This window comes from Paenibacillus sp. ALE3 (assembly GCF_054113405.1).
The window spans coordinates 2,353,325-2,380,314 of the sequence record NZ_CM134214.1; the positions used below are offsets into that span (position 1 = coordinate 2,353,325).

A 26,990-nucleotide genomic window follows, 5' to 3' on the forward strand; every position below is an offset into this window, starting at 1 on the left:
GCTACATGCTTTCTAACAAACACATTTCCACCTGTAACTAATGTAAGTTTCACAAGATCCACCTTCTAATTAACTTAAAAATGTCCTAGCAATCACTTGGTCTAGGTGCAGAAGGGCCAAGACCAATGGAACAAAGCCAATTCAGTACTACCTCATGCAGCACGTTGATGTTGTCTACCTGGCAGTGTTCTAATCCGCCAAGTCTTCTATCCTCTATGGCGAAGAACGTCTTGTTTTTCGAACCAGCCTGCTCGTAATTTTTAAGAGCTTGCGTTAGTGGATTGGGCTGAACTAATATCTCTTCCGCACCGTGCATCACAAGAAGCGGGCATTCTATCTGGTGAAGCACGCCCTCGAGATTGTAGGCAAAACGAGGATTTTCCGCAAAGTCATCCAAGCTTTTTGCACCCAGGATTCTCATGCCGTGAGCAGCCAAACTCGGCGGCATCCATTTTAGCATTGCTTCCCAGTCGAATGCGTGGGTGCCTCCGTCAGAGATGACGGCAGCAATCCTGTGGTCGAAGGAAGCAAATCTAAGGGAGTCGTATGCCGCAAAGCTCTCACCATGGACAATAATCTTGCTAGGATCCACTTCCGGTCTAGTCAGAAGAAAGTCGATTGCTCTTGAATGAAAAGCCTCGCTGTCAGCTCGTCTGCCCTTTCCCTTTTCGTACATTGAGAGACCGGTCCCAGGCTGGTCATAGACCATAAAGTTATATCCACACGAAATAAAGGCAGGCCCTAGCCAGAAATAGTTCTCAATTGACCACTCATCACCACCATTGAGAGCCAAAATTGTGGGCTTCGGACCTTTTATCCAAGAAGGTGAGAAAAAGTACCCATCCAACTTGACATCCTCATAATCTACTTGGATTTTCTCGGGTTTGACATCGAAGTACTTTCCGGCAGCTTCGAAGAGTTCATTTACCTTCCTAAATATACGGATTTTCTCGGTGTCATTATCCATCACAGCATACTCAGCGATTCGGTGGTAATTGCAAGCACGAATGTAGCAGTTACGTGCTGTATACCAGTTTCCAAAAGCTTCTGCCTCCTTGCCGTGTCTTTCCAAGGCCTCTGCTGTTATGAGCCATTCCCTATGCCATGTTTCCTTATCATTGGGATCTATTTTTTTGCATGCTTCATAAATTTCGGTGACATCAGTAGCACCAAGACTTGCCATGCCTAGAGCTTTAGTTACTTGATATGACATCATATAGTTGTTTGGCCAACGGCTGAATTCAATTGACATTGCAGTATCCTCCTTTTCTAGCTCTATTGATTACTCCCATCCTTCTCTGATTAAGCACAAGGGTGTATGTTTCGAAATGAGCACCTATCTATGTCGGTGCCGCAAACTTAATTTTCTACCATATCATTTCCTCCTATCAATTTACTTGTAGTGTTTAAGCTACAAGTAAATTTTAAGATATAAAAATAAAGCTTCTCTAAAAGGAAAATAAATCTTTATAAAGAGAATATAAAAAATCATAAAGTACTAAAAAGCAAAAAGACCACTGCCTATGTTCTGTACTTTCAACCAGCAGCGGCCTCTAAATTATTGTAAAAAAATAAAATTAATGTTTTGCAAGTGGAAGGCTGAACTTTATGCCCAGACCGCCATACTCAGAAGAATATGCATAGATTTCTCCACCATGATGTTCAATAATTGATTTACAGCTTGCAAGTCCAAGCCCTATCCCGCCATTTTCAATTTGCCGAGATTTATCCACAGTGAAAAATTTAAGAAATAGTGAAGAGATATCCTTATCCGGCACTCCAGTCCCATTATCCTCAATTTCAAAATAGGCATAAGAACCTTGTGAGTATCCAGTCATATACACTTTCAACTCATTATTTCCTCCATATCTTACAACATTACTGAAGAGATTACCAAAGACCCGACCAATCATAATTTCATTGACCATAAGCATTACATTTCCCGTGAATAAATGTTTGTAAACAAGCTCACAGTCAAGTCCTGATAGCTCATATTCATATTCTAGGGCAATGTTTTCAAATAATTTTGATGCATCAACGGGTTTCACAGTCATGGATTCTAAATCCTGTTTCTCTTTGGTGAAGCTTACAAAGTCATTGATGAGTTCAGCCATATATTTTGACTTTTTTTGTATCAACTCATAATATTCCTGCTTTTCATTTTCTGATAGACCCTTTTGCATAGCTAACAGTTCAGCAAAACCATTAATAGATGTTAATGGTGCTTTTAGATCGTGAGCAATGGCAGCAATGATATCCGTTTGCTCTTTGTGTGCTAGTTGGAGCCTCTTTTCCATCTTATTAAAGTGATTATAAAGGTCTCCAATTTCATCATTACTCCTTAATGCAAGTGGAGGCAATGGATGCACAATATTTATTCTTTCCAATCTGGTATTAAGCAGTCCGATTGGTTTTTCTATAAAAAAATAGATATACATAATCAAAATAATAAAGATGAAACAGGCAATAGCAAATATAGGAAAGAGTAATCCTATATATGAGGGATTCAGTAATGAACTGGATATAGGTGAATATGCTGCAAAGATAAACTTTAAATAGATTCCAATTGAAACCATAAAAACTATAAACATCACCAGGAACAGTAAAGGCAGCTTTATTTTCAGTTTCATACCATTACTCTCTTTCCTTGTACTTATATCCGATGCCCCAAATTGTTTTAATAAAGTCATATTCAGGACCAAGTTTCTTACGGATATTTTTTATATGAACCGTTACGGTATTTAATTCTCCGTATTCGTCTCCCCAGACATATTCATATATCCGCTCACGAGTCAATACATTATTGGGGTTATGCATGAGCATGGACAATATTTGGAATTCCTTTGTTGATAAGTTAAGCTTTCTGTTATTTAGAAATGCTTCAAAGGTCTTATCATTCAAGATGAGAGGAGAATCAGTCCTTTCTCTATTGGGACTAAGTTCATTCCACTCTTTAAGCAGCCTGTCAACTTTTCTGAAGTTGGCCCTTATCCTGGAAGTAAGCTCCTGAATGCTAAAGGGCTTTGTCATATAATCATCTGCCCCTATTTCGAGCCCAACGATTTTATCAATATCCTTATCCCGAGCGCTTAAAAACAGAATTGGAACATTATAAGAATTTCTGATGCTTCGGCAGACATCAAGACCATTCATACCAGGCATCATTATATCAAGAATGATGAAATCAATGTGATTTTCTTTCAATGCACATAAGGCTTCTTTCCCAGAATATGCTGGAATCGTTTCAAATCCCTCATAACTTAAACTCTTTGTTATGAGTTTTACTATATCTTTATCATCATCTACAACTAATATCTTTTTTTGCACTTTTGCACCTCCGAGCTGCTTTAATATACTTTTGCGAGTCTACCAGTTGCGGCAGCATGATGCAATGAATACAATAACAAGAATAGCGATCAGATTGGCCATCCCGCCCTGAATGAGAAACGGATAAAACGGCTATCCTTAAACAATAGATTCACATCTTCATCTTCTTACTGCAAAATAGTCAAAGCATTCAAAAGCCTGTCACGAGCAGTCTGGAAGATTTGATGGATATACTGCCGGTTTTCTTTATATGGAATAGTAAGTGAAATTTTCAGAATATCCCCTACATGCTCTGACTCGAAGAAAATAACCTTGTTGACATTAGTCTGTGTGCTTTCAGTATATAGATTGTCGAGCAATTCTGCATTATCGCGTCCCTCACCTAAATAGTTGAATACGATGGGCAGCTGTCCAAGTCCCTTTTTCAAAAAGCTACTGGATACCGGGTAAGCTTCCTCCATTTCCGCATTAAAGATCAGGTTGAAAAAGTTCAAATGATAGCGTGAAGCAAAGTCCAGATGGGTATGGATGCTCTTTTCATAGGGTTCCATGTCATCTTCCTGCAGTACAACGGGGATATGATCAATACACTCGCCTACGATTCCAAAATAATTTCGGTCGCCATATTGTCTTCCATAATTAGTAAGCCAAAGCGGAACATCAGAACCTTCGAAATAGCTGCTGAAAAAACGTACAGCCATTTGAAGCGAAATCTCCCACATCATCGCAGGGCCGTGCTGCTCTGAAATTCCGTCTAAATTCAGCGTCCAGCGATATCTAGTAGTGTCAGCATAGTTGCGTTCTTCGGTCAGCGCGTGGATACGTTCATTATTCTCACCAAACCTCTGAAGTTCGAATTGCTCGCTGATATCCTGATCTCTGATTCCTTGAGGTCCTTGACGGATATGGTTCACATAATCCCGGTACTGCACCTCTTCTGTCGTATATTCCTGTTGCGGGTGATGATATTCATCAAGAAGCTGTCTGCGTAAGATGTCGCTGCTCGTAGCATCAAAGATGATGTGCGAGCAAGGAAATAACAACAGATGTTCACGCAAATTTAAGCGAACCAGGACAATCCGGTACTGCAACGATTGTGTAAGTTCATAAGGTTCTAAAAACAGGCTGGAAGCGATAGATAAAAGTAGCTTGCGTTGTGCTTGTATCGGCTGATCCGAGAGATCAACAATCGGTAAAGAAAGATGTTCTGGAGCTGGATGCAGTTCCCATTCCCATGCTCCGGACGATTGAACAAGCACACTTCTTAGCAATTCATGGCGGTGAAGAAGCCGCTGAACTGTTGCGGTCAAACGCTCGGTGTCCAAGTAGCTATCTAACTGTATTGCCATGCCCGAGCCTGTAAAATGCTGCAAATGATACTGCTGAGCTGGTGCAAGCGGATAGCACCCAATAGCATTTAGACTTAATATATTGGTATTCCAGCTTATATTTGACTCGGCAATGCTAGCAAGCCATTCATCGACTTGTAGTTTAAGTAAGGTTTCTTGTTCTTCGTTAGTTGGTAGAGTCCCCAAAATTCTATCTGGTTCGTCGGTTCCCCAGCGAACGATATAATGGGGATGAAGGTCTGGATGGATACGAGATTGGATAAACGCTGTGATTGCCTGAACTTGTTCTGTGTGAAAAGGCTTAACTTGCAGGAACAAATAGTCTTGCTTATCGGCGGATACGAAATGAAGCCATGCCTGTACAGCAAACGCATCGGCAATTGCCTGCTCAACCTCCTGAGTTTTCGCAATAAGCGTATCCGTGTTCTCTCCGCCCTCTTCACCACGTTGTAACAGCTTGGCCAGGTTTCTGATTGTTTGATATCGCAGCAATTGATGTATATCCAGTGGAATGTTCGATTCCTGCATTTTGGATACCAGTTGAATGGCCTTCAATGAATGACCTCCAAGCTCGAAAAAGCCGTCGTCAATGCCGACCTTTTCAACGCCAAGCACTGCTTGCCACAGGTCCGCCAACTGTTGTTCCACTTCATTAGTCGGAGCAACATATTCCATATCGGTACCGCTGGCTATTTCTGGTTCAGGCAATGCTTGGCGGTCGATTTTACCGTTCGTTGTCAGAGGAAACGCCTGCAGGAACACATACTGGGCAGGAATCATATAATCCGGCAACTGGCCAGTCAAATGGGTCTTCATATCACTCTTAGATAGCGGTACGTCGGTTGAGATATAAGCACAGAGCGTTTTTTGACCATCGTTTGTGCTTTTTACCGCTACGTGCGCCTCCTGAACTGCATCATGCCTCATGAGCTGGGTTTCAATTTCCCCAGGTTCAATACGAAATCCGCGGAGTTTAACCTGCTGGTCTATCCGTCCGAGATACTCCAGATTGCCATCCGGTAGCCATCTGCCCAAATCACCTGTCCGATACATTTTTTCGCCCGGAATGAATGGATTAGGGACAAAATTTAGCTGGGTCAAATCATCCCTGTTCAGATAGCCACGTGCCAGACCATCCCCGCCAACACATATTTCTCCTTGAGCACCAATGGGCAGCAGCCTGCTTGAAGAATCCATAATATAAACGGTTGAATTGCCAATCGGACGGCCAATAGGAATGCTGTTATATTCCTTATCAATCGGGAAATAAGTAGAAAATGTTGTGTTTTCCGTGGGGCCATAAACGTTGATAATGTTCAGCCCCGGAGAATATGCTCTCACCGTATTAATGATCCCAGGTAAAAGTACATCCCCGCCCACCAGCAGGTGCTTTAGCGAAGCAAAGAGATCTGGTTTATGCTGAGTGAGTTGGTTAAACAAAGGCGATGTCAGCCACATCGTTGTAATATGATATCGATCCAGCGCTTCACCAAGCTGAACAGCATTCAAGATTACGGATTCCGGTACAATGTACAAGCGCAATCCGTTCAGCAAAGCTCCCCAAATTTCAAAGGTACAGGCATCGAACACGAGCGCCCCTGTTAGCAAAATGCGTTCGTTCTCGGCAAATGGCATGTAATTGGTGTTCTTCACTAGCCGTATGACATTCCGGTGTTCAATCATGACACCCTTGGGACGCCCGGTTGAACCGGATGTATACATGACATACGCCAGGTCGTCTGCTGTCATCGATTCAGAAAGAATGAAGTCGTCTGAATCGTAGGAGTTAATGTCTGCCAGATCCAGAACCATACCGGAGAAATTGAAAGTGTTCATCTGTTTTCCCTTGCCGGACAGGGTTAGCAAAATTTCGCTGCCGCTATCCTGAAGCATGAACATAATCCGTTCCTGCGGATAAGAAGGCTCCAGCGGCAAGTAGGCTCCACCCGCCTTCAAAATACCAAGAATACCGATAATCATTTCTGGTGAACGTTCAGTCAAAATGCCTACGATGGTATCCGTCACAACGCCCAGTTTCCGCAGCTTCGAGGCCAGTTGATTAGCTTTTATATTTAATTCGTGGTAGGTTAGCTCACGATCTTTGAATACCAAGGCTACTGCTTCCGGCGTTTTCTCTGCTTGTCCTTCAAAGGCGCGATGTATAGTGTGATCCGATGGGTACGGTCTTCGTGTATCGTTAAATTCAAACAAAATCTGTTGTTTTTCCTCTGCCGTCAAAAGATCAATCTCCGAAACCCGGATATTTGGGTTCTGAATCACTTGCTCCATGATTTGGATGAGGTGGGCAGCCAATTGTTTGATCGCATTTTTGTTATACGTCAATGCATTATAACTAAATTTGATTTCCAGCTCGCGCCCAGGCATGACGATTACATTTAAATCATAGTTGGTCTGTTCAATATCCTCAACTTTACCAACACGGAGAGATTTGGATTTTACTTCCGTGTCCACAAGTTCTTCCGAAACGGGGAAATTCTCAAAGGCAACAATATGCTGGATCAGGTTTTGTTTTAGTACACTATGGGCTTGAATATCAGCCAAGGAAAAATAGGAATACCGATTGGACTCCATCAAGGAATCCTGTATAGACGTAAGCAAGTCGGAAAATCGAAGTTCTGCGGAGCTTTTAATACGTACAGGTATGGTATTAATGAATAATCCGACCATATTTTCAATCCCAGGGACCTCATCAGGTCTGCCCGACACAACGGACCCGAAAATGACATCATTACTATTGTTGTAGGCTTGTAGTAACAAGCCCCATACGGTTTGAAATAAAGTGCTGACGGTAACACAGTTTTGCTTGGCCATTTGCTCCATGCCTTGGGTCAGCTGCTCTCCCCATGTGCATATTAGCTGCTCTGCCTGAAACGAAGAATCAACGGAGCGGGTATAGCCGGGCACGACGGTTTCATTTTCAAAATCATCCACATAATGGTTCCAGTATGCTGCTGCTTCCTCTTTATTTTGTCTTTCCAACCACTGAATAAAGCTGCTGAATGGATAGACGGGCTCTAATTTTAAAGGCGTATCGTCCCGAAGTGATGTGTAAATTTCAAAAAAATCTTTGGCTACCGTTCGCAGGCACCACCCGTCCATAATTATATGATGAGAAATCCAGATAAGCTTCGAGATATCCTCATCCCACTGCACAAGCGCTAACCGGATAAGAACTTCCTTCTCCAGGTCAAAACCTCTCTGCCGCTCTTCCTGTAAAATGGCTTGGAGTCGTCTCTGCTTTTCCGCCTCCGGTAGACCGCGCACATCTTCGGTATGCACAGGAGTAGCTGATCGTTCCTCCAGTACAACCTGAAGCGGACGATCCGTCTCCTTATACACGAATACCGTACGGAAAATATCATAGCGGTCAATCAGCCTTTGTAGGCTTCGGCTGATTAGGTCGGTATCCATAGCTTCATGAATGGTAATAATCGTTTGTTCGAAATAAGCCTCTGACTTTTCATCAGCTATGGCATGAAATAGCATTCCCTCCTGCATCGGGGAAAGCGGATAGAGGTCTTTAACTTTCACTTGGTGGTTTAACAGCTTATCCGTCAAGCGGTTTGCAATATTTTCAAACTGGTCCAAAGACAATTGCCCATATGTAAAATCCGTCGGGCTTTGTTCTGCTGTTTCCTTAGCACAGCAATGGCGAATAAGTTCGATCAGATGATTCTTAAAGCTGGCTGTAAGTTGTGCCACCGTCGATGCTTCATATTCACGCGCGTTATATTCGAATACAATGCTGAGTCTTTCATTAGCCACCACACCATGAATACCAAAGCCGGGTGCTTTTTCAGTCAGAGGGCTGATTGCAGAACCGGCAAACATGGATAGTGCCGAGGTACGCCATGTTGTAACTTCTCTGGCTTCTTCGTCAAAGCTAAAGCTGATCTCAGGTGGCTTGGCAGAAAAAAGGGTTGCTTTATCCTGCTGCTCCCTGTTGGTCAAATAGCGTAAAATACCATAGCCAGCACCCTGGTTGGGTACACGCCGCAAATTGTCTTTAACCAGCTTGATTTGATAGGCCAGATCTTCGGGCTTGCTCACATGTACCACAAACGGATATACGGACGTAAACCGGCCAACTGTACGGGATACGTCAATGTCTTTAATCCAATCCGTCCTGTTATGACTAGCCACCTGGACTGCAATTTCAGCATGTCCGCTCCATTCATAAAAAGCTAATCCTAGCGACGTCAGTAAAATATCATTTATTTCTGTATTGTAGGTATGGTGCGCGTGTTTCAACAGGTTTTCGGTTTCTGCCCGGCTGAGTGTCATTTCTGATTGGTGTACGTCACAGATGAGGCTAACCGAAACCTCATGATCTTTTGGCAGAGGACGTATCTCACGGGCTTCTACCTCATTCCAATAGTTTATTTCCTGACGCACCTGCGCGCTATGCGCGTACTTGGATAAACGTGCTGCCCATTCCTTATAGGAATCAGTTTTGGCAGGCAGTTGTAGCTTTTGACCGTTAGCAGCCTGCTGATAGGCTTTTTCCAGGTCTTCCAACAGAATTTTCCACGATACACCGTCTACGACAAGATGGTGAATGACGATTAATAAATGGTCGGCTTCCTGCAGCCGGAATAAAGCCAAACGCACAAGCGGGCCGTTACGCAAATCAAAGCCGCGTCGTAACGCGTCAGCCAATTGTAAGATTTCTGCCTCAGGCTGATCAGCATGTAATAAGTTGTAGCTTTCCAATGTGAAGCATTCACCTTCGGCTGTGCCTCTGTTATAGGCGACAGGTTCTTTTTCTCGCTCATCAAAGGTAATTCGCAAGGCATCATGGTGCGTGGTCAGCTTATCCATGGCGCTTCTCAGCCAGGTTTCATTCCATCTTTCGGTGTTCTGGAGCATGACAGCCTGATTGTAATAATGACGTTCGGTTTGATGATACTCAAAAAATTCCCACTGGATTGGCGTCAGCTCCACTGCACCTTGGACTGCCCCTTGCGGGATGATCCGTGTTATTGTCTTAATATAAGGAACGATCAAATCAATCTGCGGATGACGGAACAAATCCTTCATGTCCATTTTGAGGCCCTTTGCATTCAACCGGGCCGCAATTTGCAGTGCTTTGATAGAATCTCCGCCAAGCTCGAAAAAGTTGTTGCGCAGGCCAATCGGTTTAACGCCAAGGACTTCCTGCCAGATGGAAGCGAGTGTCTGCTCCAGTTCGCTCCGCGGCGCTTCATATTCGGTATCGGTCAACACAAAATCTTCGGGTTCCGGAAGCGCATGACGATCAATTTTGCCATTATGGGTCAAAGGCAGTTGATCCAGCACGATAATATGTTGGGGCATCATATAGCTCGGCAACTGCTTGGCCAGCTCTGTCCGCAGGAAGGATTTGTCGGCTGTTCCTGCTACGTAGGCGCACAAATACTTTTGTCCGGTCTTATCCGTTCTATCCGTAACTACCGCTTGGCGTACCTCGTCTAATTGGAGTAAGGCCGACTCAATTTCCCCAGGTTCGATCCGGTAGCCACGAATTTTCACCTGAAAGTCAACTCGGCCGATGAAATCAATGTTGCCATCCGGCAGCCAGCGTGCCAGATCTCCGGTGCGGTACAGACGCTCTCCGTTCACAAAAGGATTCGGTACAAATTTCTCCGCCGTCAAGTCAGGACGGTGCAAATATCCGCGGGCTACTGAGGCACCGCCCAAGCACAGCTCCCCGGCTACACCGATCGGGAGCGGACGCAAAGCCTCATCCAGGATATATACTTTATGATTGGGCAGTGCCTTTCCAATCGGGACGATACCGGATGAAGGCATACGCTCAGCGGTTTCTTCATAAAAGCTGGAATCAATTGCCGCTTCGGTTACACCATAGGTATTCATGATGCGCATCGTATCACCGAAGCGATTCAAAAGTGTCCGATAATTATCAACGCCAAAGCTGTCCGCGCCTGTAGTAAGCAGCTTCATGGCACTGACATCTGTACCGTGTTCATATACATATTCCATGAGCAGCGTCAACAAGGCTGGCGGAGCTTCAAAAGTCGTAATTTTATGCTGCTCGAGGACCTGGGCCAAAGCTGGAGGATCGTTGCGCACATCCTGCGGGCAGATGACCATGGTGCCCCCGTTCACAAATGTCTTGGCCAGATCACCTGCAAAGACATCGAACGACATACTGGCAATCTGAAGGAGCTTGACTGGAAATTCTTTTAACTGGTGAGCTTCTCTATAGCCCCACGCCGTATTTACGTAATGGCGATGCTCGATCATCACGCCTTTGGCGTTGCCCGTCGTTCCCGATGTGTAAATGACGTAAGCCAAAGCCTCAGGATCATGGATAGGTGTGTAAGTGGGCCCCTGTTGGTAGGCCTGCTCCGCTTGTGAAGCTTGTTGAAGTAATACTGGCAAATCCAGCACTTCACCTGCAAAATCCACATCTGCCAGTAGTTCAGTCAGGGAAGATTGCGTGAGCATAATTGTAGCCCCACTATCCTGCAGCATGTAAGTAATTCTCTCCTTCGGGTAGGTCGGATCGACAGGTACGTAGGCAGCTCCCGCTTTCATAATGCCTAGCACAGCGATAATCATATCTGCTGAACGCTCAAGCATCACGGCGACGAGATGCTCGTGTTCGACCCCGCGACTTTGTAGCGCTTGAGCAAGCAGATTGGCCTTCTCATTCAGCTCATGATAGGTCAGTGCGGTATCTTCGTAGATGACAGCAGTCCGTTTCGGGACACGTTCTGCCTGCGCCTCAAATATTCCATGGAACGTCCCAGCAGGATAGGCGGCAACCGGTCCGCTCCATACATTGGTGAGCTCAGCCTTCTCGCTAGCAGTCAGCAGGCGAATGTCCTCCAGCGGGAGTTCAGGTGCATGTGCAATCTGAACGAGTACGTGCTCCAAATGTCCGGCTAACCGTTTCATGGCTTCATCGCTGTAGACATAGCGGTTGTAGGACAGCATAAAGCCCAGTGCTTTTCCGTCTTCTACTTCGATATTGAAGTGGTAAGGCGTTTCTTCAGATAACTGGGCGTCCTCTACGACAAATCCAAGCCGTTCCTGCAAATCAGGCCGACCAACTATATCCTCCAGTGGGTAGTTTTCAAATACAACAAAATGATCCATAAGTTGCTGCTTGAGCACAGACTGGGCCTGTATTTCAGCGAGTGAACAATAGTCATATGCCCGTGATTGAACCATGTTGCGCTGCACTTCACGAAGCAGACTTGAAAACGGCTGGTCTGCATCCCATTTGATTCGTACCGGTATGGTGTTTATGAAAAGTCCCAACATCTGTTCTACACCTGCAAGCTCCGGCGGCCGACCGGAAACAACGGTGCCGAAAACGACGTCTTCACTTTGGTTGTATCCTCCAAGCACCACTCCCCATGCGGCCAGAAACAGACTGCTAAGGGTTGTGCCGTTGTGTTCTGCCACCGTTCGCAAATGACGGGTTGTTTCATCCGTGAGTGTTATTTTATGCTCATGTAGCAGGTACCCGGTATCTGCCAGGAGTGAATGTGCTACAGGCAGGGTTGGCAGCACGGCTGGCTGATCATAGCTGTTCAGAATGGACTGCCAGTACTCCTTCGCCGCCTTCTTATCCTGCTTATCCAGCCAACGGGCATAGCCCGTATAAGGCTGCGGTGTCGGCAGTTGTACAGTCTTACCCGCTTTCAGTGCTTCATAAGCCGCGAACAGCTCTTCCATAACGATGCCGAGGCACCAACCGTCCATAATTATATGATGAAAGCTTAAAAGTAGCGTATATACGTGCGTTTTGGTTTGAAGCACCGTCAGACGAATGAGTAAATCCTTGCTCAGATCGTAACGCTGGTTCCGATCTGTGTCTGCATAGCTGCGAATGGCTGCAGCTTGCTCTGCCTCGGGAATATTTATCAAATTCTCGTAACGAAGCACCGCATTTCGCTCCTTAAACACGATGAGCCGCGAACGGGAGGCGCTTTGATGATAAATATTCGAACGAAGCGCCTCATGACGCTGCACCAGAGTCTGGAAGCTCTTTTGCAGAGCCTCCAGGTTCAGTTCACCCCGGATGGTCATTCGTACTTGCTCATAGTAAGCCTGTGATTCCGGCTCCATCACTGTATGAAAGAGCATCCCCTCCTGCAAAGGCGTTAAATTAGCCACTTTTTCGATTTCAAGGCTTTTACTCATCGGATTTCCCCCTCGGCCGAATATTATAGGCTTTCATAGAAGTGCTTCATCTCTTCAAACTCTTCCAGGTCCAGATCATCCGCGCCTACGTCTGTTGGTGTCAGTTCCTGACCGGAGTGATCCAGGCAATGACGGATGACATTTAACAGGTGAGTTTTAAAGCGAGAGAGAAGCTGCTTGATCGTGCACTCTTCGTATGCATTTCGGTCATAGGTTAGTCGGATGTTTAATTTTCCATCTTCCATTCGGCTGCTTATATAGAGAGCATAAAGTGAAGCGCTATTTGCAGCTTGGGAACCTGATGCCACCTCAGCTTCCAGCGGCGATGTTGAAAAATATACCGTTTCCGGGTCCACGGAGTCTATATAACGGAACCCGATTTCCGGATAACGAGAAATGCTGGAATTCGTTTGATTACTGACTTCGGTCAGATATTTTAATACACCGTAGCCCAGCCCCTGGTTGGGAACCTGTCGAATGGTCTCCTTCACACGTTTGAGCAGCATCGAAATATCATCTGCAGATTTGATGTCCAGTACAACTGGATACACGGACGTAAACTGCCCCACCGTTCTAGAGAAATCCAGCGAACTCTGTTCTCCCGGCTCTCGGACCGGCTTTTCCACGCAGAGCGCAATCCGTTCTAGTCCTGACCATTCGGATACTGTCTGACCTAGTACGGACAGCAGCACTTCATCTGGCACGGTGTTGTAGGCATGATTAACTTGTGTCATCAGTTGCCGGGTTTCGTCTGGTGATAATTGCAGGTGGAGCTGGTGTGTCGGTCTCTCCGATCCAGAATCCGTAATGACTCCATGGTCTTTGGGAAGCGTCCCCCACTCAGAGACCTCTATCTTGTTCCAATAATCCTGCTCCTTGAGCAGCTCTTTGCTATTCGCATAATGCTCTAGATGCTCTGCCCACGTTTGGTAAGCGTTCGTTTTGTACGGTAAGACAATCGTTTCCTTGTCCAGCGCTTGCCTGTAGCCTGTTTCCAGATCTTCCAGCAAAATATTCCATGAAATGGCGTCAGCCACTAGCGGGTCTATAGCAAGGAAAAGATGATCACCGCTACCCATTCGGAAAAGCCCTGCTCGAACTCGCGGTCCTTCAAACAGCCGCAGGCTGCTTTGAAGACGTTGACATTCAGCTGCCAATTGGCTGCGTGCTTCGCTTTCCGTTCCCGTTATCGACAGCACCTCCAAAGTCATTAGCTCCTCATTCAACTCTTTGTGAGTTTGCACAACTGATCCGTCAGCCTCTTGTAATAAGCCAAGGCGCAGAGCATCGTGGTGCTCTACAATTTTCTTCAATGCGGCACGCAAGGGCGGCTCTTCAAAGCCCGACTTTGCTAACAGTAGTACTGACGCTGTAGCAGGAAGTGCCTCGGATGCTGAACACCGTTCGAACCAATGGATTAGATGTCGTTGTATCGGTGTCAGTGGCGCCTCCCCATCTACTGGGCTTTGCTCAATCGGAAGGGCCAGTACTTCTGCATAGCCGCTCAGGATTTCAATGGACGGATGCTCCAATACGTGCCGGATATCCAGCGAATACCCGTGAAGACGCATACGCGCGATGACTTGAACGGCTTTAACAGAGTCGCCTCCGAGCAGGAAGAAGTTATCCTGAATGCCTACCTGATCGCGTCCCAAAACATCTTGCCATACGGCGGCCAAAGCCTCTTCCACATCATTTCGTGGCGCTGCATAGGCCACACCCGGCCGGGATAGCTCTTCAGGCTCTGGCAATGCTTTTCGATCAGTTTTGCCGTTCGGTGTCAACGGTATCTGATCCAGAAAAACCAAGTGAGACGGAACCGAGTAATAGGGAAGCAGTTTGGCAGCATGTTCATGAATGGCCGTCAAGCTAGGTGCTTCTTCTGTATTCAGTACAATGTAGGCACATAGTACGGATTCATGATTTTGGCTTTCATTGACAGTGACAATAGCCTCCTGAATTGCAGAATGGCTCATCAAGGCATGTTCAACCTCACCCAGCTCAATCCGGAATCCGCGTACTTTTACCTGATGATCGATTCGGCCGATAAACTCCAGGTTCCCATCTGCTTTCCAGCGAGCCAGGTCACCCGTTCTGTACATTCGTGTGCCTGTGGAGAATGGATTAACCACAAATTTTTCCGCCGTCAACTCCTCGCGGTTCCAATAGCCGCGGGCTAGCCCTTCCCCTGCAATGCATAGCTCGCCCGGTATGCCGATGGGTTGTAATCTATCCTGCGCATCTATGACATACATTTGCGTATTCGCGATAGGGCGCCCAATGTCGATCTGTTTGGCATGGGTAAGTTCCTGCACTGCCGACCAAACTGTTGTTTCCGTAGGTCCATACATGTTATAAATGCGGGGACCGTTCAATTTCTGCAATGCTTCCAGCAGCCTAGACGGAAGCGCTTCTCCCCCGACCATAATCTCCTGCACACCTTGCAGCGCACGGAAAGCTTCCTCATAGCCCAGCAGCAATTGCAGCCGGGATGGTGTCATTTGCAGCATGTCAACGTGGAGTGTAGTAATCAATTCGCCAAGTGTCTGAGGATCGACCTGATGATGACGATCGCCCAGCACGACGGTCATGCCGCCCAACAGGGGCAGAATCGTTTCCAAAACGAAAATGTCAAACGATATGGTAGTTAGCGATAAAATCGTTTTATTCGCTGCAAAGTCAATCACTTCACGCATCCCAGTGATAAAATTCAGCACCGAGCGATGCTGGAGCATCACTCCTTTCGGATTTCCGGTTGAGCCAGAGGTGTAGATAATGTAGGCTAAATGCTCCGGCTGAGTCGTAACTTCCAGATTGGTCTTTTCTCCTTGATATAATTCCTCATCTTCAATAAACAGGATGTTGGCGTTATAATGGTGTTCTCCTGCCAGATCGTGGCTGGTCAGGAGTACGGCAGCCTCACTGTCACTCAGCATATATTCGATACGGGCTGACGGATATTCAGGGTCGATAGGCACATAAGCACCACCTGCTTTTAGCACGGCAAGCAAGCCGATCATCATTTCCGCTGAACGCGGCGCCATCAAACCGACTAGCTTATCGGGTCCTACACCATTCGCTTGAAGCACCCGTGCCAGTGAGTTAGCACGTTCATTCAATTCCCGGTAGGTCAGACGCTGGTCTCCGAACACCAATGCTGTATGACTCGGCGTCTGTTCAACCTGCTTTTCAAACTGCCCGTGTACTGTCTCATTAAACGGGAAAGGTACGACGGTACGATTAAATACGGTTAGCTGTAATTGCTTCTCCTCATCTGAAATAATCGTAATATCGGCCAACCGCATCCCGGCATCCTGCGTTACTTTTTCCAAAATTCGTACAAAATGCTCTGCCAGCTGCCGGACGGTCTCCGGTTTAAACAGCTTTGTGCCATATTCTAAAGTGAAGGACAATCGTTCTTTTTCTTCGGTCACATGCAATGAAAAATCCACCTTGGATATGCCCGCGTTGAATTCCTCCGGTTTAAAACGAATACCTCCTGCTTCCACAACATCTGTGCCGACATTTTGCAAACTGAACATCGTATCGAATATCGGATTTCGACTTACATCGCGTACCAGCTCCAGCTTGTCTACAAGCTTATCAAACGGGTATTCCTGATGCTCCAGTGCCAGCAGCAAGTTTTGCTTAACCTCCTGCAAAAAGGATTGGAACGTTAAAGAAGATTGCGGCTGGTTACGAAGCACCAGCGTATTGACGAACATGCCAATCATCGCTTGCGTGTCTACATGCCGTCTTCCGGCAACAGGTGTACCTACGATGATGTCCTCTTGACCCGCATATTTGCCCAGCAGGACATTATAAGCCGCCAAAAGCACCATAAAGATCGTGGACTTTGTATCCTGGGCCAATTTATAGAGTCTGCTCGCTAGTTTGGATTCCAATGTGACGGTCAAGCTGTCACCTTCAAAGCTTTGTACTTGCGGACGTGGAAAGTCTGTTGGCATATTTAGAATAGGAAGCTCCCCATTCAAGTTCTGAAGCCAATATGATTCATGCGCTTTCCATGCCTCATCAGTTATTTGCTGCTTCTGCCAAGCAACAAAGTCTTTATAATGAAGCTGAATGTTCGCAAGTTGTCTACCCTGGTACCGTTGAATGATTTCATTAAGCAGTACAGCCATGGAAAAACCATCAGACACGATATGATGTATATCCACGAGCAGATTGAAGCCACCTTCGATAAATTCGAGCAGTTCGGCGCGGAATAAAGGAGCTGTTCCCAGCTGAAAAGGCTGAACAAACAAGGTCCTGGCCTGTTTTGCTTCTTCCTTGGAAATACGGGTATGCGGGATATCGAATGGAATGGTGTCCCGAACTTTTTGCACCACTTCCCCGTCTTCCAGATCGAAGTATGTCCGAAAAGATTCATGACGAGAAATAACTTCCTTAACGGCTTCAATGAAGCGGGGAACCTCCAGAGCTCCCTCTATGAAAAGCTGGCCAGGGACATGATAGGCCATTCCGGCTCCTAGCTGTTCAAGCACGTACATTCTCTTTTGGGCAAAAGATACCGGATAAAAGGCTTGTGTGTTCACAGCTACAATCGGTTCGTAGGCCCTCTTGCTCCCACCCGCAATATATGCAGTCAGATCAGCAATCGTTTGCAGCTCAAAAATGCGGCTAAGCGGAATGTGTACCCCCAATTCCTTACCGACTCTCGACAGAATAACCGTCGCTTTTAGCGAATCACCGCCCAGTTGAAAAAAGTTATCGTCATGGCTGATATCCGTTACATTCAGAACGTCCTTCCAAATGTCCACAAGTTGATCTTCCATACCTCGGTTCTCTGAAGCGATGCCTGTTTTAGCGAATACGCCTGCTTGTCCCGGTGCTGGCAAAGCCTGTAGATCAGGCTGGCCATTCGGCAGAAGAGGAATATGATCCATCAGAATCCAAAAACGGGGCTGCGTATAATCTGGAAGCATTTCAATTACAGCCTTTTTTAATGCGTCTGCTTCCCAAGGCTTCGATGCGTTTGCCACCACATAGGCGCTTATATATGAGACGATTCCAGTTTCGTCCGTTTGCGGTGTAATGACGCAGGACTCCAATTGGAAAACCTGCAGCAGGTGCTTCTCCAACTGCTCCAGATTAACCTGATGCCCGTGAATATGGATGACCCGATTCAAATTTCCGATATGCCGCAGCTTGCCATCGTTCTCTACATAAACCCATTCCTGGGTCGTTCCCAGCAGACCTGCTGCTGAGGCTTGATATGCCTCCCCTGCTGTCCCGACAGGCGCCAAATGCTTGTACGCATCAAGAACGCAAAGATAGTTCCCGGTGGCATCAGTATTCGCTGCCCATGCGGCTCGAAGTTGTTCGGTCTCCGACGCACGGAGTAACGTCAGCGCGGAAACGCGAGCCCCTTCTTCCTCTACAAGGGAATGCAGCAGATTCAGGAAATATCCTGACCAGGCCAAGATTATGTTTGGCTGAAAAAGATCTGCATTATAGTCAAAATCAAGACGTAATTGCTTCTGCGCCTCTGTCACGTTCAAAAACAACTCATATTTGCTGAATGATACCTCATGTTCAACGAGCTTCGTCTCCAGTTTATGGAATTGAAAACTCGGAATCGGTCGATCCATATTGAATACAGCCTTTATGACAGGCAAATGTTTTAGCCCCAGCTGAGCGAGTCCGGCAAAGCTGTACTTTTGATAGCTTTCCAGTTCATTCATGCGCTTTTTGACCGTGTGAGCATGCTCCATAAAAGTAGAATCAGGACGCACTTCGCTGATGACCGGAAGCAGGTTGACACAGTTGCCGATCAAAGAGAATGCGTCCATATGGGATTGTCCTGCGGTGGGAACCCCCACCGTTATTTCCCGTTGCCCTGTAAGGCGATGCAGAAAAATCTGAAAGGCGGATAACAGCGTTATAAAAAGACTGCTGCCAAGCTTTATGCTAGCGGACCTCAATTGTTTAACAAGCGGCGCCTCAAGAATTAGGGTATGTCTGCTTCCTCTAGAGGACAGAATCTGCATTCCCCTCACTGGAGATGGCAGCTGGAGGACAAGCTGCTGTTTTTCCAGCATCGCCGACCAAAAAGCCAACGCCTCTTCCTTTCCTGCTTTCAACTGGTCCTGCTGCCAAACCACATATTTCCGAAAAGGTATCGGTTCAGGAAGGTTGTAGTCAGCATGCCGGACAAGCGCAGAATAGATGTGTTCCAGTTCCTCAATAAATACACCGATTGACCAACCATCCGCGATAAAGTGATGGAACGTAAAGACACTCAGATGCTCCTCATCTGATATTTTTAGTAGGTGAATCCGGAATAGTGGCTCACCTGGTATCATGTTAAACGGGGTTTCGCTGTTCTTGATCATCCATGCCCGGAGATGCTGCTCCTGTTCATCGGGATGGTGAGTGGTAAAATCATAGAGCGGGACTTCCACTTTCATCTCAGGAGCGATCACCTGAGTTTCTCCATCTCCGCTCATATAGATATGTAAGGCTTCATGACGGTTTACAATGGTCTGGACAGCCTCGTTGAACGCCTGCTGCTGAAGCGTACCACGAAACCGCAACAAGGCGGTTTCGTGTAAAGATAGAGAATCGCCGCGTTCTGAAACAGAGGCGAACCAAAGCTGTTTTTGATCTGGCGTTAACGCAATAACAGTGTCTGCAGCTGAAGATTCTGCAGGTTCCATTATAGGCTGCCTGCCCGGCCCCGGGCTGTTCCCATTCGGGGGCGGGTCCGGTAAAAAGCCACCTTTGCGCAGCTCGTCCACGCTATCCTTGACGGCTTGTACGATTCTCGCTATATCTTCCTCGGTATGGGCCGTGGACATGAAGCAGTTGCGTCCTTCCCAAATATAGATGCCTTTGTCCAGCATGTGATAAAAGAACAACTCCAGATCGCCCTTGAGCACAAAGCGGAAAAGGGAGCCAAAGTGAACGATCTTCATAGGTACGTGTTCGTCAGTGAAATAGCTGTTTAGCTCCGCCGCTAACGCCGAGGTAAGGCTGTTCAAGCGATTTTGCAGCTGCTCGCCATTTTTCTCCAAATGGTTCAGCACCGCTAAAGATGCAGCCATGGCCAGCGGATGATGGCAGAAAGTTCCTGCGACAAAGGTTCGCTGCTGCTCATGCTGTGGATAGGAATCGTCCCCGAATCTCCATGTGCCTCCGTCAATCCCGTTCATAAAGGCGGCTTTTCCGGCAACGATCCCAATAGGTAGCCCACCGCCAATGATTTTACCGTAGGTCACGAGATCCGCATGTACTCCAAACCACGCTTGAGACCCTCCAGGCTGAATTCGAAAGCCTGTGATGACTTCATCAAAAATGAAGGCAGTGCCCGACTGTTCCGTAATCTGGCGAATTTCCTGTAAAAAAGTTTTGGGCTGAAAATCGGGTCGGCGGCTTTGCACCGGCTCCACCATGACCGCGGCCAATTCATGCGCATGAGTGCGAATATAATTCAGGGAATCGTCCGTCCCATAAGGAAGCACGACGACATCGTCTACCATATGCTGCAAGATGCCTGGAGCTAGAGGCGTCGAATGTTCCTTGTTGTCACCCGCACTCCCCAGTGCCAACACCCCGTCGAATGTACCGTGATACGAGCCAGCAAAAATGACGACTTTAGCTCGTCCTGTGGCAGCACGCGCCAAACGGAGCGCGACCATAACGGCCTCGGTGCCGGAATTATACATGGCAACCCGTTCCACCCCGGTCATCTTGCATATTCGCTCGGCCACCTGTCCGGCTATGTTGGACATGGGGCCGATACACATGCCGTGCTTCAGCTCTTCCTCAATTTTTTCACGAATAAAGGCCGGATTGTGCCCGAACAAATTTACGCCAAAGCCCATCGTCAAATCGACATATTCATTGCCATCCAAATCCCAGATTTTAGCCCCGTCTGCACGTTGGGATACAATTTGGTACACCATTTCCTTCAAAACAGGCCGAAAGCCAGCCACATTCCGGTTATTTGCGTATACGGAGCGGTATTGCTGAGTGTATTTTTTGGTGCTGCACGTACGGGCCGTGTAGCGCTCTATCAGCTCTTGCAGGTGTTGTTCCTGACGGAGTGAAAGCAATTCACTTGCTTTAACATCCAGCTTTTTATAGGGCGTATACGGCTTGGCTTCATGTCCTGCCTGCTTGGAAGCAGCCTTTACGGATGGAACTGGTGCTAATCCAGCCGCAACTTTCTGCTTCGGTTCAGTATGGATGATCTGCGTGCTTTCACTAATTCCCGATGGAGAGGCGCTTGTTTGAGGGCTTAATGACTCGGAAGCTATTACGGATGTAGCCGGCTGATGCTGGAGAATGTCAAGCTGCTGTGACATCAGATGCAGCTGTTGCTGCACAATTCGCTCTACAGCCGTAGGAGCTGTAGCGATTGGAAAGTTTGGAGCCCGTGTGGGTCCAGCCGGAACGGCGGATTTAAGAGTCGGTTGGCTTAACGGAAAAGCTGCATGATGAAACTGTTTCAGCGTTGCTTCTGGACGATTTTCCATAGACTGACCCGGGAGTTCAACAGAAGTAGAAATGCTCGCCCGTTCGGCTACGTAGCTGGCCAACCGTTCCAGCGTGGTCAACGATTCGAAAAATTCGTTCATTGGAATGTCCAGTCCGAAGGTATCCTTGATACTGTGGCGAACCTGGGACAAATTAATGGAATCCAACCCAAGCTCGAGAAAATGTGTCTGCGGCTCCAGTTCTTCCAGGCTGAGCTGGGACACGTTACCGATCATTTTCGCTAGCTTTAGAAGTATAGATGATTTATGCTGATCATCGGCAGCAGATGCTGGCGCTGAATACTCGTTCCCCATCATTCCAGACTCCTTTACTGTTGAGTTTTCATGAACTGACGTTTTCTGTTCCGCTCGAACCTGTTCAGGCACGTTAATCCAGCATCTTTTCCGTTCGAATGGATACGTAGGCAGAGAAACCTTTTTATAACGCTTACCTGCATAGAGGGCATTCCAATTGATCTGCGCTCCTTGCACATACTTGGCAGACAGCTGCTCCAGGGATTGGAGCGTGTCCAAGCTTCCAGTGACCATCTCTGCGCTGCCTATGCTATCCGCTATTCCAGTGTATACACCTTCGACGACTCTGCCTTGTTCATGCAACTGAAGCACCTTCGCTTTTAACGCATCCGCTCCTGCAGCAGTCACAGCAATCCGGTGATTCAGATGGCTTCTGCCTGTGTTAGCCGTATAGCATACATCCTCCATCACGATCTCTTCCACGCGCCCGAACTGTTCTGCGTATCGTCCGACCAACTGGCGCAAAGAGGATTCACTCCGCGCCGACAGGGTCAACAGCAGCGGTGATGATTTATTGTTGCTGCCCGTTGGACTTGGATCTGGTTTTGTCTTCTCTATATACTCCTCCAGCACCACATGGCAGTTCGTCCCACTGAATCCAAAGGAACTCACCCCGCTTCTTCTCGGGAATCCGTCCGTCCTCCATTCCCTCAGCTTCGTATTGGCATATACCGGGGATTCCTCAAAATGAATCTTCTGGTTTGGTGTGCGAAAATGAACAAGCGGCGCAATTTGCTGGTGCCTCATGGACAGCACGGATTTGATCAAGCCCGCAATCCCGGCGGCTTCGTATAAATGACCGATATTCGTTTTGACCGTGCTGATCGCCGCAAACTGCTTACGCTGTGTATGCTTGCGGAAAGCCTTGGTAATGCCGTCAATCTCAACCGGATCGCCCAATTTGGTTCCGGTTCCATGCGCTTCGATATAGCTGATCGTTTCAGGATCAGTCCGTGCATCGCGCCACGCCTGCAAAATGACTTCTGCCTGAGCCAGCGCATTAGGCGCGGAAATACCAATCGTGCTGCCGTCCTGATTGATGGCGCTACCCTTGATCACGGCTAAAATGTGGTCGCCGTCTTGTTCCGCTTTGCGCAGCGGTTTCAGGAAAACAGCACCAACTCCTTCACCCCAGCCTGTTCCGTCCGACTGGTCGTCGAAGGCGCGTGCCCGATCATCGGAGGATTCCATGCCAATACCGGTTTTCAGCGGCAGCAAAATCGTTTTCACTCCACCTGCCAAGGCCATGTCGCAGTCTCCATTAAGGATGGACTTGCAGGCCAAATGCACTGCAACGAGTGAAGAAGAGCATGCTGTATCAATTGTTACTGCCGGACCTTTCAGATCGAGCAAATATGCAATCCGGCTGGAAATAATGGACGGTAAATTACCAATGGCAAAGTTCGGCAACGCGCCTGGTTCTACCTCGGACAACAAACGCTCATATTCAAAGCTGGTCTTGGAGAAGCCGACATATACGCCGACCTTTTGGCCTGCCAGTTGCTTTCCCCCATACCCTGCATCCTCAATCGTGCTCCAGGCTGTTTCTAGAAATAACCGTTGGTTCGGGTCCATGAGCGAAGCCTCTCTTGGAGTCAGTTTAAAGAAGGAGTAATCGAACTTGTCTACTTCATCCAGATAACCGCCTTCTGCAATTTGCATATTCCGTCCTTCCGTATTCAGACGCGAAAGAAAAGCTTCGGCATCTTTTCTTCTTTCGTCGCTGTACGGGCCGATATTATCAGCGCCTGATGCTACATTCGCCCAAAACTGCTCCAATGTTTTCGCTTGAGGAAACCTGCCTGACATGCCGATGATGGCGATATCTCGGACATTTGCTTCTTCCTTGGCTTTGGACTCTGCTGTTGCAGTTGCATCTCCGCTTAGATTTTGACTGGAGATATACGCAGCCAGCTTGGCGATGGTCGGATAGGAAAAGAAGTCCGTCACCTCAATATGAATCCCTAATTGATCCTCCAATTGGTCCACAATTTGAACAAGCTGCAAGGAAGTTACTCCGATATCAAAGTAGCTGTCGTCTGTCCCGATCGACTTTATATTTAAAATATCCTGGCATATTCCAATCAGCTTCTTCTCTACTTCTCCTTGAGGCAAGACCGCACGCTCAGCTGATTGTGTGACCCGAACAGCCTCGGCCAGTGCTGTCAATATTTCATCAAATTCGCCCTGCTCATAACTCTGGGCTAATTTGAAGCGCTGAACCTTTCCACTGGTTGTTTTAGGTATACGCCGGATCGGAACCACCTTGTGAATATGCCAGCCTCCCCGGTAATTCAGATGGCTTTTCAGCTTTTGGGCAAGCGGTACAAAATGCTCTATTTTTTTTGCGTGCATTACAAAGGCTATAATACGATCCTGCCTCGTTTGCGTATCATGTACACCGCACACAGCTACTTTTCCAAGTTCCACACCATCCAGTTCCTCGGCGATTCTCTCAATATCATGTGGGTAGACATTCTGTCCGTTCACAAAAATGATATCCTTGGCTCTACCGGTAATAGTCAGGCGTCCGTTTCGCATAAACCCTAAATCTCCAGTGATAAGCCAGCCATCCTCCGTTATAACCTTTGCGGTAGCTTCTGGATTGTTATAATATCCGGATGTAACATTTTTGCCGCGGATTTGCGCGTATCCAATCACCCCATCATCAAGCACCTGATTTTGTTCATCACAAATACGGACAGAGGTATTAGCCAATGGATAACCCAAATCCAAAAAAGTAAGACACCGCTTGTCAGACTTGTCCACTTCTTCTACAGGCTCACCAACGTGTAACTGGTGCCGGTTCAAATGAATGGGAATAAAAGTGTTTTTGTCCAGAGGCGGAGAGGAAACACCTACACTCGCTTCTGCCAGCCCGTAGACGGGTAACATGGCATTTTTATTCAAACCATGAACACTCATTGCATCCATAAACACATGACAAAGCTCTACAGATATTGGCTCAGCTCCATTTAAAATCATACGAACACTCGTCAAATCCCAGTTAGCTGCTGTTTCAGGTTTATACTGATCGAGGAAAAATTTATATCCAAAATTGGGAGAGCATATTTGAGTAACCTTATGCTCCGATACTTTTTTCAGCCACAAAGACGGACGCCTTATAAAAAGTGCCGTCGGCATAATCAGCTGTTTGGCATTAGCAATCACACAGGTTAAATGAAATGCGATCAATCCCAGGTCATGCGTAAGCGGCATCCAGCCCAAATAAGCATCCTTGGAGCTCATGTCTGTTTGATTTGCAATATCCCGGATATTGTAAACTAGATTCTCATGCGTCAGCATGACTCCTTTGGGATCGCCTGTAGAACCCGAGGAGAATTGGATAAAAGCTAGCTCCTCCGGTTTGGATACATGAACTACACCTTTATTCTGAGTGGAATAATCGAATCTATGGCTTGAAAAAGTCGCTTTTTTAACCGGCTCAAAGGAATCCAGCAGCTCGTGCTCTTGCGCGTATTTTTCAAGCTGCTCTAATACCTTGTCATCTGCAACCATATATGGGCGGGAGAGTGTGTTCCAGATTTTAAACAATTTCATTTTATGCTCATCATTATTCCCTATGCTTACAGGTACAGGAACGATTCCACCAATCAGGCAACCCCAAAATACATTCAAAAAGTTATGGTTGTCGTCGATCTGTATGATCAGCTCATCGCCGGGTTTTACTCCTTGTTCCTGTAATTCATAAAGCACCTGTAATGCTTGCTCCAGAAGTTTCCTGTAGGATACGTATTCCTCTTGTTTATCACCGGAAATAAAAATGATTCCGTTCTCATCCCGGCTTGCACGGTCCTGAATGATTTCAACTAAGGTTTGAAACTGCTCCATCCTGATCCCTCCTCAATTGCTCTAGCATTGCTTTCCGCTCTCCTTCGGAGACCTGTTTGGTTTGCAACACAAGGCAAATACACTCCAGTATCTCCTGTCTTTGCTCAGAAGCAGGAGGCGAACTGCTGCCTGATTCCAAGTTTCGCAGTAATTTTTCCAGTCTGCGCACAGGTAAAATAACACCCTTTCGATACTCATCTTCATTCCAATTGGCGTTGGGAGTAGACACTGCTAGTGACAGGGAACAGGCAATCCAATCACGGATCGAGAAACGGCGGCCCAGTTCAAAGCGATCCAAGTCTCTGTCCAAGGACAGCACTTCGATATTAGGGCTTATTTCCCTCACTAAATTTTTCAGCACTGTTCGTGGACCTAACTCGATGCCTTGTTTTACGCCATGATTCATCATATATTGCACGGTTTGAATCCATCGAACCGGGTGAGTCATTTGCAAAATCAATCCTTGGCGTATGCTGTCAAGATCGCGGTATGGCTGAGCGGTCACATTGGAGATCACGGGCCACTTCGCTTCATTTAAAGTGTACTTTTGCAGCTCTTCGGCCAGTCTGTCCGCAGCAGGCTGCATAAGCGGACTATGAAAAGAGCCGCTGACCTGCAACCGCGTAATTTGGGCTCCTCGCTGTTCTAACTCGCCAGCTGCCAAAGCGACAGAGGTATGATGACCTGAAACGACGTATTGGCTAGGTGAATTGTAACATGCAATGGCTGCAGGCTGATCGACTGTGGAGTACAAACGACAGCATTCTTCCACTTCGCCCAGCTCAGCTCCGCGAATGGCAATCATGCTGCCCAGCTTTGTCATTGCGGCTTCTTCCATAAAGCGTCCCCGCTCTTGGACTAATCGTAAAGCGTCTCCAAAGGACAGAACACCGCTGCTTACCAGCGCTGAATATTCACCTAGGCTATGACCAGCTGAAAATTCAGGGATAATTCCGATTTCATGCATATAACGCCGGAATGCAATGACACTGATCGTGAGAAGTGCGGGCTGCGTATAGAATGTTCTGGATAGCTTGGTCATCGGACCTGCCATGCATAAAGCTTTCAGATCATATCCCAAAATATCAGCAGCCTCTTCGAACAAGCAATCCGCTTCTGCAAAGCCGCTATGCCATGTAGCCCCCATTCCTACATACTGAGATCCTTGTCCAGGAAAAACCAAAGCTATACGATTCATATCAAACCCCTTTCCACAAAAATTATGGAAGAACAAAGGTATCTTTACATTTCATGTATGTATACATATGTATGGTGACATTAAGATGTAGAGAAAACTGCAGTAAAAAGCAACGAAGTAGATTGCCAAAAAACAGTAATCGACATATGGAAGTGAATTGGTAATAGGGTTCCGTTCGTGGTGTGATTGTGAACAAAAGTCAGGTGTGTGAGTAGACTTGGAAGTGTAAAAACCTTGGAGTATACTGAAATTTCAGGCTTGAAAGCT

6 protein-coding genes are annotated in these 26,990 nt (G+C 46.9%); all 6 read right to left on the reverse strand.

Features of this window, described 5'->3' with window-relative positions:
• Positions 1-85 precede the first annotated feature (85 nt).
• Positions 86-1,252 carry an alpha/beta hydrolase family protein gene (locus ACXHJ2_RS10585; protein WP_025677727.1) on the reverse strand — a complete coding sequence of 389 codons (1,167 nt, stop codon included), beginning with the start codon at positions 1,250-1,252 and terminating at the stop codon, positions 86-88.
• 325 nt (positions 1,253-1,577) lie between these two features.
• The gene (locus ACXHJ2_RS10590) at positions 1,578-2,630 is read right to left on the reverse strand and encodes a HAMP domain-containing sensor histidine kinase (protein ID WP_165083924.1); all 1,053 of its coding nucleotides are present in this window, start codon (positions 2,628-2,630) and stop codon (positions 1,578-1,580) included.
• 4 nt (positions 2,631-2,634) lie between these two features.
• Positions 2,635-3,327: a response regulator transcription factor gene (locus tag ACXHJ2_RS10595; RefSeq protein ID WP_165083922.1), complete on the reverse strand. Its 693-nt coding sequence runs from the start codon at positions 3,325-3,327 to the stop codon at positions 2,635-2,637.
• 167 nt (positions 3,328-3,494) lie between these two features.
• Positions 3,495-12,854 carry a non-ribosomal peptide synthetase gene (locus ACXHJ2_RS10600; RefSeq protein ID WP_165083920.1) on the reverse strand — a complete coding sequence of 3,120 codons (9,360 nt, stop codon included), beginning with the start codon at positions 12,852-12,854 and terminating at the stop codon, positions 3,495-3,497.
• A gap of 23 nt (positions 12,855-12,877) precedes the next feature.
• On the reverse strand, positions 12,878-25,525 hold the full coding sequence (locus ACXHJ2_RS10605; RefSeq protein WP_457874793.1) for an amino acid adenylation domain-containing protein: 12,648 nt from the start codon (positions 25,523-25,525) through the stop codon (positions 12,878-12,880).
• Positions 25,500-26,723, reverse strand: coding sequence for an ACP S-malonyltransferase (fabD, locus tag ACXHJ2_RS10610; RefSeq protein WP_165084601.1), 1,224 nt, complete (start codon positions 26,721-26,723; stop codon positions 25,500-25,502). Before fabD ends, ACXHJ2_RS10605 begins: the two co-directional genes overlap by 26 nt.
• Positions 26,724-26,990 lie beyond the last annotated feature (267 nt).

Excerpts from the sequence above, each read along its gene's own strand:
- ACXHJ2_RS10600 (WP_165083920.1), bottom strand. The coding sequence starts at position 12,854 with ATGAGTAAAAGCCTTGAAATCGAAAAAGTGGCTAATTTAACGCCTTTG.
- ACXHJ2_RS10585 (WP_025677727.1), bottom strand. The coding sequence starts at position 1,252 with ATGTCAATTGAATTCAGCCGTTGGCCAAACAACTATATGATGTCATAT.
- fabD (WP_165084601.1), bottom strand. The coding sequence starts at position 26,723 with ATGAATCGTATAGCTTTGGTTTTTCCTGGACAAGGATCTCAGTATGTA.
- ACXHJ2_RS10590 (WP_165083924.1), bottom strand. The coding sequence starts at position 2,630 with ATGAAACTGAAAATAAAGCTGCCTTTACTGTTCCTGGTGATGTTTATA.
- ACXHJ2_RS10605 (WP_457874793.1), bottom strand. The coding sequence starts at position 25,525 with ATGGAGCAGTTTCAAACCTTAGTTGAAATCATTCAGGACCGTGCAAGC.